This is a genomic window from Thermoactinomyces sp. DSM 45891 (assembly GCF_900119485.1).
In the GTDB taxonomy this organism is placed as follows: domain Bacteria; phylum Bacillota; class Bacilli; order Thermoactinomycetales; family Thermoactinomycetaceae; genus Baia.
In genome coordinates this window covers 218,374-232,855 of record NZ_FPJZ01000002.1, presented here as the reverse complement: position 1 = coordinate 232,855, position 14,482 = coordinate 218,374, and the positions used below count along the sequence as shown (strand labels likewise).

At 40.1% G+C, this 14,482-nt stretch carries 13 protein-coding genes, 1 tRNA gene and 1 other RNA gene; 10 read left to right on the top strand and 5 right to left on the bottom strand.

All coding sequences use genetic code 11. The annotated features are described in order from the left end of the window. The first annotated feature begins 141 nt into the window (after positions 1-141). From BT147_RS04220 to BT147_RS04200, 5 genes are all read left to right on the top strand, one after another. Positions 142-1,170 (top strand): serine hydrolase domain-containing protein, encoded by a 1,029-nt coding sequence (locus tag BT147_RS04220; RefSeq protein ID WP_072331268.1) that lies wholly within the window; start codon positions 142-144, stop codon positions 1,168-1,170. 217 nt (positions 1,171-1,387) lie between these two features. Next, positions 1,388-3,802: a ribonuclease R gene (gene rnr, locus BT147_RS04215; protein WP_072331266.1), complete on the top strand. Its 2,415-nt coding sequence runs from the start codon at positions 1,388-1,390 to the stop codon at positions 3,800-3,802. Positions 3,803-3,984: 182 nt separating this feature from the next. Continuing rightward, positions 3,985-4,449 carry an SsrA-binding protein SmpB gene (gene smpB / locus BT147_RS04210; RefSeq protein WP_072331264.1) on the top strand — a complete coding sequence of 155 codons (465 nt, stop codon included), beginning with the start codon at positions 3,985-3,987 and terminating at the stop codon, positions 4,447-4,449. A gap of 83 nt (positions 4,450-4,532) precedes the next feature. Continuing rightward, positions 4,533-4,896: a transfer-messenger RNA gene (ssrA, locus tag BT147_RS04205) on the top strand. A 107-nt stretch (positions 4,897-5,003) separates the two neighbouring features. Continuing rightward, positions 5,004-5,079, top strand: a tRNA-Thr gene (locus tag BT147_RS04200). Between the two features lie 178 nt (positions 5,080-5,257). Here BT147_RS04200 and BT147_RS04195 read toward each other — a convergent pair. After that, positions 5,258-5,866, bottom strand: a complete 609-nt coding sequence (locus BT147_RS04195) for a hypothetical protein (RefSeq protein ID WP_072331262.1) — start codon at positions 5,864-5,866, stop codon at positions 5,258-5,260. A gap of 155 nt (positions 5,867-6,021) precedes the next feature. Here BT147_RS04195 and BT147_RS04190 point away from each other — a divergent pair, with 155 nt between their 5' ends. From BT147_RS04190 to BT147_RS04175, 4 genes are all read left to right on the top strand, one after another. Beyond that, complete coding sequence (locus tag BT147_RS04190) at positions 6,022-6,444, top strand: GNAT family N-acetyltransferase (RefSeq protein ID WP_072331260.1); 423 nt, start codon at positions 6,022-6,024, stop codon at positions 6,442-6,444. A gap of 63 nt (positions 6,445-6,507) precedes the next feature. Continuing rightward, entirely contained in the window at positions 6,508-7,263 is a 756-nt protein-coding gene (locus BT147_RS04185) for an alpha/beta hydrolase (protein WP_072331258.1), read from the top strand. A 54-nt stretch (positions 7,264-7,317) separates the two neighbouring features. Continuing rightward, on the top strand, positions 7,318-8,031 hold the full coding sequence (locus tag BT147_RS04180; protein ID WP_072331256.1) for a response regulator transcription factor: 714 nt from the start codon (positions 7,318-7,320) through the stop codon (positions 8,029-8,031). Next, complete coding sequence (locus BT147_RS04175; protein ID WP_072331254.1) at positions 8,028-9,011, top strand: sensor histidine kinase; 984 nt, start codon at positions 8,028-8,030, stop codon at positions 9,009-9,011. The genes BT147_RS04180 and BT147_RS04175 overlap by 4 nt, the downstream gene beginning before the upstream one ends. Before the next feature lie 74 nt (positions 9,012-9,085). Here the strand turns inward: BT147_RS04175 and BT147_RS04170 are convergent, their stop codons facing one another. Further along, entirely contained in the window at positions 9,086-10,321 is a 1,236-nt protein-coding gene (locus tag BT147_RS04170) for a DUF2705 family protein (RefSeq protein WP_072331252.1), read from the bottom strand. After that, entirely contained in the window at positions 10,314-11,237 is a 924-nt protein-coding gene (locus BT147_RS04165) for an ABC transporter ATP-binding protein (RefSeq protein ID WP_072331250.1), read from the bottom strand. The genes BT147_RS04170 and BT147_RS04165 overlap by 8 nt, the downstream gene beginning before the upstream one ends. Before the next feature lie 70 nt (positions 11,238-11,307). Between BT147_RS04165 and BT147_RS15970 the strand changes: the two genes are divergently transcribed. Continuing rightward, the gene (locus BT147_RS15970; RefSeq protein ID WP_353640701.1) at positions 11,308-11,571 is read left to right on the top strand and encodes an ATP-binding protein; all 264 of its coding nucleotides are present in this window, start codon (positions 11,308-11,310) and stop codon (positions 11,569-11,571) included. A 5-nt stretch (positions 11,572-11,576) separates the two neighbouring features. Here the strand turns inward: BT147_RS15970 and BT147_RS04155 are convergent, their stop codons facing one another. Both BT147_RS04155 and BT147_RS04150 read right to left on the bottom strand, forming a co-directional pair. Continuing rightward, the gene (locus BT147_RS04155) at positions 11,577-13,523 is read right to left on the bottom strand and encodes an FtsX-like permease family protein (protein ID WP_072331246.1); all 1,947 of its coding nucleotides are present in this window, start codon (positions 13,521-13,523) and stop codon (positions 11,577-11,579) included. Next, positions 13,513-14,268, bottom strand: a complete 756-nt coding sequence (locus BT147_RS04150) for an ABC transporter ATP-binding protein (protein WP_072331244.1) — start codon at positions 14,266-14,268, stop codon at positions 13,513-13,515. Before BT147_RS04150 ends, BT147_RS04155 begins: the two co-directional genes overlap by 11 nt. Positions 14,269-14,482 lie beyond the last annotated feature (214 nt).

The following is a 14,482-nucleotide window of genomic DNA, read 5'->3' as shown; positions in this document are numbered from 1 at the left end:
GAAAGGAATTTAATATATTGGATTAGATCTTCTGTGTCGAATGAATTGTCGTTATTATATTCGAAATTAGTTTAATATTTTTCTAAATTAGAATATAATACAAGAAAATACAAGTAAATTTACGACATGAGGGGGATTAGGATGGAGAGACTTGTTTCCTATTTCCAGGAAAAAAGACCCAATTTCTCAGGGACGGTGTTGATAGCAAAGAAGGGGAAAATTGTTTTTCATGAAGCCTTTGGTAAGTCCGATTTTAATACAGAGATTCAGAATACCCTTTGTACTCGTTTTCCAATTGCATCGCTTACGAAAACGTTCACTTCTCTGGCGATCTTTCAATTAATGGAACAAAATCGCCTATACTTGTCTGATTCTTTAGATAAATATTTTTCTGATTCTTCTTTAGGTGAAGTAACAATTCAACATTTACTAAACCATACCTCTGGGGTTGTAGATTATCGAAATGTGATAGGTGAACTCTCCAGTGTGGGGTGTGTGAAGGATGAAATGTGGAAACAGGTTCGAGATCAAAATCTGTCCTTTTTACCAGGAAGCAAGTTTTCTTGTAATGATACCAATACCTTTTTGTTAGCCATGATTTTAGAGAAGGTAACTGACATGCCTTATCGTGACTATGTAAGAGAAAAGATATTTGTTCCGGCGGGTATGGAGGATTCTGGGTTTGAAGGAGAAGCTTTGTCACTATTAGCTGAAGGACATATAAAAGGAAAAAAGCAGAGTCTGCGGAATTCTAACAACGGATATGGTTGTGGGGATATCATTTCTACGACCAAAGATCTGCATCACTTTCTGCAATGCTACAAAAGATGTGAGCTTCTAAATCGTGATAGCAAAAATAGAATGGAGACTGTTTCGTTCCGGCGTAAAAAATGGTTGGATGTGTCACTGATCGCCAGTGGATGGTTTTATCAATTTATTCACGGGATGAGTATTGGCTATTCGGGGATTCATCCATCCGGCTTCCTTTCGAGATGGGAATTGAATATGAATCATGATACAGAAATCATCATTTTAAGCAACAATGCGATTCCATATCATTGGTATGATTCAAAATGGAATGGAGTTCAATCGATTGCAACGGAGTTAGGTGAAATTTTATTTGAAAATCGTTTATCAGCATTACAGAAGCTACTCATTCGAATTGATTAACGTAGGTTGGAAAGGAAAAAATTGTGATATGCTAGGGATACATGGAAAACAGTGCAGGGAGCGAGCTTCGAGATCATGTGAGTTCTGAGGATTGATTGAAATGTAAGTAGCTTAATCAAAAAACGGGTATTCTACTCACGTATGGTTATCAATTTAGCCTCTGAAATGTATCCCATAGGTTGGATAAAAGGAAGTAGCTTTGAAAGGAGCTAAAAGTTTGATCACAGCAAAACAAGTAATAGAAATGTTGAAAAATCCGCTCTATAAACCAATTGGTTCAGAGGAATTAATGCGTAAACTTCAGGTATCAGGAGAGGACAAAGCAGAGTTTGTCTCCTTACTAAACCAGCTGGAGGCGGAAGGTGAGATTGTCCAGACACGTGGAGGGAAATTTGGTCTCCCCAGGCACTACAACATGGTGGTAGGGAAGTTGCAGGGAAGTGCCAAGGGATTTGGATTCGTGCTTCCAAAAACAGAAGAGATTAACGACATCTACGTTCATGGTAGTGATACGAATGGTGCGATTGATGGAGATACCGTATTAGTTAGGTTAAATAAGCCTCGAAAAGGGGATCGTCGTCCAGAAGGTATTATTATCGATGTTTTGAAACGTGGACGAGAAAAAATTGTAGGTCGCTTTAAGGCCTCGTCTCCTTTGTTTGGTGTTGTCATACCCGAAGAATCAAGGCTGAATGTAGATATCTTTGTTCCATCTGAAAAGCAACTGCATGCCCAGGATGGTCAGATCGTTGTGGTGCGGATCGTTCCGAAGGCTTCGGATAAATTTACGATCGAAGGAGAGATTATTGAGATTTTAGGAGATAAAGATGCTCCTGGGATTGATATTCTGTCTATTATCCGTAAGCATGGTTTGCCAGAGCAGTTTCCTGAGGCAGTGGAGCAAGAAGCAGAGCTTGTTCCAGATCGGATTAGTGAAGACGAAATCAAACATCGTCGTGATTTGCGAGAGCGTGTTATGGTTACGATCGATGGAGAAGATGCGAAGGATTTGGACGATGCTGTTTCGGTAGAGCGTCTTTCTAATGGTAATGTTCGCTTGGGGGTCCACATTGCAGATGTGAGCTACTATGTCAAAGAAGGAAGCGCGCTGGATCGAGAGGCGTATGAACGCGGATGTAGCGTCTATCTAGTAGATCGTGTCATCCCGATGCTCCCAAAACGCTTATCGAATGGGATTTGTAGTTTGAATCCAAAGGTAGATCGGCTTACGATGACATGTGATATGGAGATTAACTCGGAAGGTCATGTTGTGGATCATGATATTTACGCCTCTGTCATTTGTACCAATGAACGGATGACGTATGGAGATGTAAAGAAAATCGTGATTGATGAAGACCCAGAGTTGATAGCGAAATATCAGCATTTAGTTGAAGATTTCCGCTTGATGGCGAGTTTAGCAGATACACTGCGGAAGAAACGAATGAACCGTGGAGCGATTGATTTTAACTTTACGGAAGCGAAGATTTTGGTGGATGAACAAGGGAAGCCAACCGATATTGTCAAGCGACCACGTACTGCGGCTGAGCAATTAATTGAAGAATTCATGCTATCAGCCAACGAGACCGTGGCGGAACACTTTTACCGTTTAGAAGTCCCATTTGTGTACCGGATTCACGAAAATCCTGATCCAGAAAAGTTAATGTCATTTTACGAGCTAGTAAACAATTTCGGTTATAACGTTAAAGGCAAAGCAGATAAAGTAAAGCCGAGAGCTCTTCAAAGCTTACTGGGTAGAGTGGAAGGCAGTCCTGAGGAGATGGTGATTAGTACGATCTTGCTACGTTCGATGAAGCAAGCGAAATACTCTACTGAATCCGTTGGACACTTTGGCTTAGCGGCAACATTTTACTCTCACTTCACTTCGCCAATCCGTCGTTATCCAGACCTGCTCATTCACCGTGTTATTCGTGAGATATTGGAAAATGGACATATCTCACTAGAGCGAATTGAGCACCTTCAAGCCTATTTAACAGATGCAGCTCAGCAGTCATCGATTCGTGAACGTGTAGCAGTTGATGCAGAACGTGAGACTAATGCGCTGAAAATGGCAGAGTATATGAAGGAACATGTGGGGGAAGAGTTTGAAGGCGTCATTAGCAGTATCACGAATTTCGGGATTTTTGTAGAGCTACCTAATACCGTAGAAGGCTTGATTCATGTTAGTAACCTTACGGATGATTACTACAACTTCCATGAACGTGCGTACCTCTTGATTGGTGAACGTACGAAGCATATATTCCGAATGGGAGATCCGATCAAAATTCGGGTCAGTGGAGCTAGCTTAGAAGAACGAAAAGTGGACTTTGAATTAGTGGAACATATCACCCAACATGAACTGGATGAGAGCTTTTTCCATCGAGAAAAGTCAAAAACGAAAAGAGTAAAGCCGAGCGAAAGAGATCGTGGGGATCGCCGTCGCGGTAAAAGCCAGGGAAAACGAAAATCGAAATCCGATTCAAAATCACCCACTGGTAATAGAGGTCCAAAATCGAAGCGTTCCGAAAAAAGAAGCTCAAATTCCAAAAAAGGTAGAATTAGTACTACGAGCCCAGATCAGTCATTTGCATCTAAAGGACCGAAAAAAGACTCTCGTAGAAAGAAAAAACGATAAAAAAATTGATAAGAGCGGGGATTCCCACCCTGCTCTTGGGTTTCGATCCTCCAAAAGGCGGGTATACATTTCAACGTGGAGCGATCTTTTTTAAAAATAATGCTAACTTTCACATTTGACGTTAGAAGTAGAAATCTGGTAAAATGTTAAATACGATATTTTTTCTGTTAGGTGGTGGTACAATGAGCTCCAAAGGAACAAAAGTAATTGCCCGTAATAAAAAAGCAACGCATGATTATCATATTGAAGAGACTTTTGAAGCTGGCATTGTACTCACTGGTACAGAGATTAAGTCAATTCGTCAAGGCCGTGTCAATCTACAAGACGCCTATGCTCGTGTAGATCGAGGAGAAGTATGGATTGTTGGGATGCATATTAGTCCATTTGAGCAAGGGAATCGCTTTAATGTGGATCCAACACGTACACGCAAGTTACTACTACACAAGCGAGAGATCAGCAAATTGATCGGACAAACGAAGATGAAGGGTCTTACCTTAATTCCGCTCAATGTCCATCTACGTAGTGGCTTTGCCAAAGTCGAGTTAGGGTTAGCGAAGGGTAAGAAGTTGTACGATAAGCGTCATACTGCCGCTAAACGCGATGCACAGCGTGAGATTCAACGGCGTTTAAAAGAACAAAATCAGTAGGTATCATTTGGTATTGAGTAGACATGTTCTTACATGGTAAGATGAAACTTGTTAGAATATCATTCTCTAAACTCTTCTATTATGGGGGCGTTTATGGGATTCGACGGGGATTGTTCGAGCATAAGTAGCGAGTCGAGGGGCTGCGTTTCTCGTTAATCACGCGGACGCCAATTATAACTGGCAAACAAAACAATTTTGCTCTAGCTGCTTAATTGCAACTAGGATCCACTGCTCCATCGCCTATGTGGCGTAGATGGGTCTCATAACTTAGTAGGCTAGCGTTTTAGACGGCTACTGTCTAAAAGGCGAAACATGAGTAGCTAGTCATTTGAAAGGCCTGTCGTTGGGCAGTTCAAGTGATGAAACAACCCAATATGACGACTGCACTCGGAGAAGCTTATGTAGCGAGGTCTTCGGACAGCGGTTCAACTCCGCTCGCCTCCACCAACTTTATGTGAGACAAGCAAATGGCTCTGTACCAAACAGAGCCATTTTTATATTGACAGGACAAGATACCCCTTACTATAATGATGATGTTGTCAAAAATTCCATACGCTGATGTGGCACAGTTGGTAGCGCACTTCACTCGTAATGAAGGGGTCGCAGGTTCGAATCCTGTCATCAGCACCAAGAAAGAATCCTGTACACGTTGATGTTGCAGGATTTTTTCGTTTCGTCAAAAGCAGTGGAAAGGTTGCTTCCCAAATTTAGGTTGTGTTTGTTGTCCAGTTGTTGTCCCTTAAACAAATGAACTGACCTCCTGGGGCAAATTCGGGGCAACTCATCAAAGAGAAACATATCGTCTATATCAGGTACAAACAGGAGGAAGAATGACTCTACCCGGGCGATTGGAAAATTTGTTGACAATGATCCATTCATCGAGCGATGGGTCGTAAATATTCTGGAGACCAAAGTGGAGAACTTGTACAAACCTGCTAGAATCCGCTCGGTCTACATAGATATCAGCTGACGAGACGGGAAGACGCGGATAGAATCCGGAGGGAAGTTCTGGTACGACAACACTAGCTCGAAAATGATGGACATGCTGGTTTGTTTTCCCTAATAAGATCTCTGGTCCTACATACTGGGATGTAGCAAAAAAGGTGTTTAAGTCTCTTATGCTAAACCGGAATAGAGGAGCGCACCTTTCTAGCGGTGGCAAGAATTCGGGTTGAAGTCCGGGCCACTTGTACGTGTAAGTATATAGATGATTGTTATAGATAAGATTTGTAAAGTGGATGCGGTGATTTTCGCTGCCAGCAATCATCTGGACATTGCCATTGTTTGCATGCCAGGTAAAAGGTACATTAATGTCCAAATCGTGAACAATATAGCGACCTTTCCATCGAAAGTTCCGGCGTAGACGAGGTGGAGAAGGAGGACATGGCCGAGGCCTACCACAGATATTTGATCGCACGTTTTCCCTCCCTCGAAACGGATTATGCAAACAGTAAATGTAAAATTATACTATTATGAAATATTTATATGCTATATTTAAAGTTGTGACTGGGTTTACTCGGCTTGTGGTATCTGATTTACGAAGTACTTACTAAAGAAAGTGAGAGTGAGAGTTTGAAGATTAGAGAAGCAAATAAGGATGACTTCCCTGAATTAAGACACTTATATCTAGAATCCCGTTGTAAAAGCTTCTATTGGGCGGATGTGGAACAGATGACTTTAGAGGATTTTGACCAACATACTTTAGAAGAACATATTATTGTAGCAGAAGAGAATCAGAGCATTCTTGGATTTGCTTCATTGTATTTACCAGATAACTTTATCCATAATCTATTTGTCCACCCCGAGTTCTCCGGAAAAGGGGTCGGTACTAAGTTGCTTCAGGCTTCTATAGAAAAAATGACACAACCGATACGATTAAAATGTGTATCGAAAAATCATAAAGCAATGAAGTTCTATCAAGAACATGGTTGGAGAAAAGTGGTGGAAGAAGGTAATTTGGAAGAGAAGTACTGGGTAATGGTGTATAAGGTTTAAAGGAAAAATTTTTGTGTTATCCTAATGATATATGTTTACGGGAAATGGAGGAAGATGACAACGATGGAAACGATTCAGCGTTCTCCAGAGCCATTTTATTATCCAGGTGGAAAAACGGGGATTTTACTTATCCATGGATTTACAGGTTCTGCATCCGAAATGCGACCCATGGGTCAGTATTTTCAGGAGTTAGGGTATTCTGTGTGTGCCCCTCTTTTAACAGGGCATGGTACCACTCCAGAGGATTTACAAAAGTCGGATCGTCATGATTGGTTTCAAGATGTTCTAAATGCTTACGATCAATTAAAACAATCAGGTGTAGAAAAGATATATGCTGCTGGGCTATCTATGGGGGGAGTCTTGGCTTTAAAACTGGCTATGAATCGTCCGCTAGCTGGAGTGATTACCATGTGTTCGCCTATTTGGATACGGGATAAGCGGTCGAAGTATGTGGAGATCGTTCATTTTTTTGCTCGGAACTTATACCATACGTCACAAAAGAGAAATGCGAGAAGCGCACAGATTCAAAATGCAATGGTTCCGGTAACTCGAACTCCATTAGGTAGCATCGCCCAGCTTCTAAAGCTGATCCGTGAGGTAAGGCGCAAGCTTCATGAAGTGAAGATACCTGCTTATGTAGTTCAATCTAGAAACGATGAAACGGTTCGTCCTGAGAGTGCGGATTATATCTATGCAAATATCAAATCCGAAGATAAAATGATATCTTGGTTTGAGAAGTCTTGTCATATTATTACGTTAGATCGGGAGCGAAAAGCTTTATTCCGTGAGGTTGAGGACTTCATCAAGCGAACAGAATAGGAGGAAAGGTTTTTTTGTTTATAAGCGGTTACGGCGGAAGGGAGGGATCCATCTATGTATAAGATACTTATTGTAGAAGACGATCAGAAAATTGCCCAACTTTTATCAAATCATTTGTTTAAATTTGGTTATGAACCGATTTTAGTAGATGATTTTGACCAGATAGATGATCTATTTCAAAAGCACTCTCCGCATGTGGTTCTACTCGATATTAATCTCCCTAAGTATGATGGCTATTATTGGTGTAAAAGGATTCGTCAACTTTCGTCATGTCCGATTATCTTTGTTTCAGCACGGATTGGGGATATGGATCAGGTGATGGCGATTGAATATGGGGCGGACGATTTTATTACAAAGCCATTTTCCTATGATGTCGTAATGGCCAAGATTAAGAGCCAAATTCGGCGTAGTTACGGTGAATTTTCTATGAATTCATCTGCTGATAAGGAGCGAGAAATTCGTTTTCATGGCTTAATTTTGTATCCAGAGCGGCTTGAGTTACATTTTTGTGATCAGAAACTGTTCTTGGTGAAGAAAGAGATGGATATGTTAGATCTCCTCATAAGTTCGTATCCTCGCTCTGTTAAAAGGAGTAAACTGCTCGAGCATGTATGGGATGAGCAATTATTTATTGGTGAAAACACATTAAATGTATATATAGCAAGACTGCGCAAGAAGCTACAAGAATTAGAGATCGATCATGCGATTGAGACGGTGAAGGGAGTGGGTTATCGAATACATGTTACATGGGAGGAAATTGTTGAATGAGGCTGTTCTTTAAGATATATAGCCCTTTTGTCCTAATCTATGTGGTTCAGTTTTTACTCTTCTACTATACGCTTCGCCATTTAGATGAAGGAATTATCAAAGGGAATATTCTTTATATATTTTTAGTGAGCGTCTTCCCGTTTGCTATGTTTCTGCTGGTTCGCTTAGGGATGGAGGGATCGTTTTTTCGACGATTGGAGAAGGAGTGGGAGAAAGGGGATGAGTTCTTAGGTATTTTGAACCGAACTCCTCTTACCGATGCGGTAAAAAAAGCGTTTTCCAAACAGCATCGTCTTCTTCGTCTAGCTTCACAAGAGGAACTTAAGCAGAAGCAGGAGCATATCGATTTTATCTATCACTGGGTACATCAATTAAAAACCCCTCTATCCGCCTTGAAGCTAACAGTCCAAGCAGAAGAGGCTTTGGATAGCGCTGATGATATGCAAGAGGAGATTGATCGGATTGAGCATAGCTTAAATATGGTTTTATATCTCTCGCGTATTAAGTCATTTTTAAATGATTTTTACGTGGAACAAGTCTCTTTAAATCAGATCGCAACAGAAACGATCAATGAAATGAAGCGTCTCTTTATTCGAAAGGAAATTTTTCCTGTGATTGAAGCAGAGGGAGAGTTTACGGTTCTGACAGATGGCAAATGGTTGAAGTTTGTTCTCTTTCAATTGCTGACTAATGCGATTCGCTATACTTCGGGCGAAAATAAAAGAATCAAGATTCGTATTGGGCAGAGGGACAGGGAGGTCTATCTGTCTGTGATCGATCAGGGGGTGGGGATTGCCCCGGAGGACATCCCCCGCGTATTTGACTTGTATTTTACTGGGAAAAATGGACGTGTGTTTGGTGAGTCGACAGGTATTGGACTCTTTCTTGTGAAAAAGATTTGTGATGAGTTAACCCATGACGTACAGATTCAATCCGAGTTAAACCAAGGAACACAGGTAACGATTGTATTTCAGCAATAAAAAGTCAGCTGTTCCCTTGTCGAATATCAAGAAAGCATTTCCTCATTTTCAGGAAATGCTTCATTAATTGCTATTTAGGCATTCAATATGTCTTTTTTACGGAAGTGAATGAATGCTATAACAGTAGGGACGACGATCCAGCCCAAGAGAATCATGATGCTACCTGTCATCGTTATGTTAGTCCTTGTTAATAGATAGAAATCACTCATACTCGCATAGGTGCTTTCTAACCATGTACTACTAAAACTTAAGTTTGTACAGATAAAGTATCTAAGGAAAGGGAATTTCAAAGACATGCTAAGCAAAACAGATCCAGCTACGACGATAACCATTGGGATGGCGGTACTAATCATAGCCGATGCAAAAATAGTAGAAAACAAGAATGATAGCGATGTAATCGCAATGGAAGCGATCAACATATGCAAGAAGCCATAGAATAAAGCTTCTGAAATGGGTACAAGAGTTGCTTGGCTGTACTGTGGTTCAACGAACGGGGATTGTTCCACCATTTGCATAATATATGAAACATCCATAAATTGAGGAGCGTGGGCACCAAATGTTCCATATAGAGCAAAGTTTGTTAAAAGAACGGTGGTAAAAAAGATAACAGCAAGCAATGCAGTCACCAGTATGCTGACTATCCATTTACCAAATAATATTTTGGTTCTTGAAATAGGTCGAATCAAGAGTAACTTTAGTGTCCCTCGTGTTGCTTCATCGGACACGATATCAGCTATGATCAGAATTACCATTAATGGTAGGAGCAGAGACAACCCAAGACCAAGCACATCTTTTGTTGCAGAGTAAGCTGTTGACTCAGTAATTGAAAAACTTCCTGCATTGTGAGTGAGTAAAGGATGTTCGTCCTGCTTTAAGTAATGCTCATTAAAAGCAATCTGCTTCTCTAAATTACTAGTTGATGCTGAATGAAGCGTTTTTTTGTCTTGTTTGGCATTTTCGAGTTCTGCTTTATCATACTCAAGTTGCTTCTGTATAGCAGGCTTCCAATTTCCTTTCAATATATTTTCTGTAGTGTTGATACCTTGTTTTGTTCCTTTAATTGCTTTCTCTAATTCCTTTATTTCCTCAGGATTTCCGTTTTTTTTGATTTTCTCCAGTGCTTTCGTATTATAAGCAAGATCATTCTTCTGAACGGAAGCAATATCTGTTGCTTTATTTTGATCTCCTGAGAATGACAAATAAGAAAATCCAATTGCAAGCAATATGGTCATCCCAAAAACCAACCAAATCTTTAAACGATGTCTCATTTTCATCCATTCATTGAGGATAACGATTCCTATATCACGCATTTTTCTTTTCCCCTTCTTCGTCTGCTGTAAAGTTAAAGAATAATTCTTCTAATGAATCTTTTACGGTTTCGATACTTCTCAGATTTACATTATGCATAGATAGAAAGCGCACAAACTCCGAAACTTCGCTTTCTGCTATTGGGATATCCATCGTATTGTGATCGATCACTTGATAAGAAATTTCATTTTGTTGCAAAAAGGCTTCTACTTTCTTGATTTTATCTACTTTAATTCTCACCTTTTGGCCCTGTCCTTCTAAGACCTTCGCGACATTTTGCTCTGTGACAATTCGGCCATTTTTGATAATCGCAATTCGGTCACAGATGGCTTCCATTTCTTTTAAAATGTGACTGGAGACAAATACTGCTGTTCCTTGATCGGCTAGCTGACGTACCAAACCTCTAAATTCACGAATCCCTTCAGGATCTAGACCATTGGTAGGCTCGTCCAAGATTAATAGTTTCGGCTTTCCGAGTAATGCTTGCGCTAAGCCCAGGCGTTGACGCATACCAAGAGAATAGGTTTTCACCTTGTCATGAATGCGATCGGTTAGTTTAACAAACGTAACTACTTCCTTAATCCGTTTTTCTTTATTTGGAATCCCCGCTAATCGTGCATAATGAATCAAGTTCTTGTAGCCACTGAGATACGAATATGTCTCTGGATTCTCAACAATCGCACCCACACTCTTCATAGCTTCTTCTCGATCAGTTTCTATATCATGTCCACAGATTCGTACACTTCCCTTCGTAGGTTTGATCAATCCCACAATCATTCGAATGGTTGTGGTTTTTCCTGCACCATTGGGTCCTAAAAATCCGTACACTTCCCCCTGATTCACCCGCATTTGTATTTGACTTACGATTGTTTTGTCACCAATCTTTTTTGCCAGATTGTTTACAGCAAGTACTTCCATCCTTATTACCTCCTCTGTTTACTCAAAGCACTCCTCATATACTATTCAAGCAGATCATTTTCAACTATCGATGTCGATTACATCAACCTTACTTATTTGTAAGGTTGATTACAGAGTAGTAAGATCAATGAACTTATTTCCATTGCTGACCAATGCAATTCGCTATACTTCGGGTGATAATATAAAAATTAATAATATTCTTATAATAAAGAGTGGGGAAGTCTATCTGTCCGTGAGGGATAAGGGGTGGGGAATTGCCCCAGAGGACATTCCCGTATTTTACTGGAGGAAAACGGGTGTATTTGGACAGGCAATGATTGTATTCGAGAAATAAAGTAGTTAGATTTTCCCTTGATCCAAGTAGTGGAAGATCATACGAATATACTTAGAGCGGATCCATATGAAGTAGAGAATTTGGATCACACCGAAGATGGTAATGACCTGAAGGACTTTATCAAATGGCGCCCATTCAACATTTTCTTTGTTCAAGAAAACGAGAATCATATGAGTATGGACAGAAGCAATTATAAAGGGAGGGAAGAAAAAAATGGCTAATTGTCGGGTGATAATTAGCTTGATCTCTTTTCGTTTGAGACCGATCTTGGCTAGGTTTCGATACTTTTCCCTTTCCCCTTGGATGTTTGCAAACAAGCGGAAGTAGAGGAAGCTGATCGCTGCAATGAAGAAGACTATACTAATAAAGGAGCCAATGAAGAAGAAGGTTTTATTACGTATTAGTTCTCCTTGAAAATTATTAGCTGCAGTCATTACTTCCCTAGGTCCTTCATTAAATCGCTTTGTAATTTGCGTACTAAAGTCCCCCAGACGGGTCCAGTTAGGAATCTGATATTCTACAAGGGTGTATGTCGGATAGCTTGACTTTACTTGACGGTAAAGGGAATCACTAAGTACATAATAAATTTGTGCTACAGATCTAACATAATGCGTGTCATCTGTTCCAATTATGTTTAGTTTCCTTTCTCCTACTGCCATTTCTTTTCTTTGAAACGTAGAAGGAGGATTTACTCCCCAACCTCCCGATACCAGCTCTAGGGAATCATTTCCTTCAAGAGAAATTGGTTCCCTACCTAGAAAGCGAGCTAACTGATTGAAATGTGAGTTGGATAGGAGCGCTATGGAGGTTTCGTTAGATGCTGATGGTGCTCGCAGGTTACTCAAAGCGAGAAGAGGAATCTGGATTTTTTCATATTCATATCCGTTTTTCTCAAGATATGTATCAATATAATTTATATTTTCTTTTAGCTGTTTATCTTGAGGATACGATAAATAAGAGATCGGAACCAAAAATTCCTTCAGTATTTGCTCAGCTGTATATAGGTAGCTTGTATACAGATTTGCTGTAAAGGCTAGGGAGATTGTGATTAACACGGTAGACATAAATAAGTTTCGGACGTTATGCTTCGCTTGATGAGCTAGGTTGGAGATCCAGAGAAGATTTGTCTTATAAAAATAAAAACGTGAATTTCGCTTTAATAATGTGATACCTATCGTGCTTATTTGAGAGAAGAGGAGATAGGTAATTAGGATAAGAATAACAACGCCCATATAGATATCGTAACCTGAGTACATGAGCCACTCTGTAAACGCTATCTTTTTCAATTTGTCTTGATTCTGGATCTCATACACTAACCATCCATACATCAGCAGAATAATGGTGATGCCACATACGGATTGTAGGAGGGAAGTCTTAGGTTGACGGTTCTGTTTTCGACTTTTGGTTAATAGGTAGTAGATGTTTTTCGAGCGAACGAAAAATGGAGACAGGATCGACACCAAAATAAATAAACTGATGAACGCAATAAAGGTGAACCAGATTGGAAAGGTAGATAAATGGAATTCTAAAGGGAATCGAAATATCATCGATATGACGAAAAAGAAGTACTTTGAAAAGAGAAGCCCTAGTAGGATTCCAGAGACAATTGAAATGAAGCCAATCAGGACATTTTCAAAAAACATCAGTTTGATAAACTGCAAATCCGTGATGCCTAGGAGGCGGAGTAAACCAAACTCTCCCCACCGTCTATGGAGAAAAGTTCCAAATGAATACAATATAAATACTAATGAACATCCATATTGAAAAGGTAGGATGTCTGTTAATAACTCGGTTAAGGGTATTGATTTGTTTGCTAGATGCATACCGGGATGAAAAAAAGCGACTGAAAAGATAAAAAAGACCATAACTGAAATGGTACTTGCCATAAAAAAAGCCAAATAGGAGGAGAGATTTCGTTGTACATTGCGCAAGGCAAACTGCTTAAAAGTCATATCTGGCCCCTCCTAGTAATGAAAGCACATTTAAAATTTCTTGGTAAAACGCTTGTTGATTTGAGCCACGGTACATTTCGTTATAAATGCGCCCATCTTTAATAAAGATGACTCGGTGACAATGGCTAGCTACGATCGGATCATGCGTAACCATTAAAATCGTTACACCGAAATCTTGATTCATCTGCTCTAGGACGTTTAATACATCGTGAGATGCTCGGGAATCTAAGTTCCCTGTAGGCTCGTCTGCTAGTAAAAGGGAAGGACGATGAATGATTGCCCGTGCGATGGCTACCCGTTGAGCCTGACCACCTGAAATCTCATGCGGAAATCGTTCGAGGATCCCGGTTAACCCTAGCTGCATTGCGATTTCCTGTAATGCTTGATTCATAGTAGAGTATCTGGCTCCTTCTAAAGCCAAGGGAAGCAGGATGTTTTCCCGTATGGTGAGTGAGTCCATCAAATTAAAATCTTGGAACACAAATCCTAGATTAGTCCGACGAAACTGGGCTAACTCCTCTTCCGATAAACGATGAAGGTCTTGATTTAACAAGAAAACTTGTCCAGAAGTAGGGAAATCGTTGGTGGAAATGACATTGAGCAGGGTTGATTTCCCACTTCCGGAGGGACCCATGACGCCTACGAATTCACCATTTTTCACGGTGAAATCCATATCATCGAGGGCTTGATAGGAGACGGTTCCTTCATAGATTTTGCATACTTTTTTCAGTTCGAGTGTATTCATTTTCGTCTCCTACTCTCCTAGTGAACCGTGTATATCTTATTTTCTCATTTTCTTCTATTTTTACACTGATCACTGAAATATAGGTACACTTTAAGGGATTCATGATCTTATTTCTATCGAAACCCCTAACAAATCGATTACACATTTGTAAGCTTGTCACACAAACACACATCATAAAGAGGAATTTATATTTAAAGAATAGAATTAATACTAT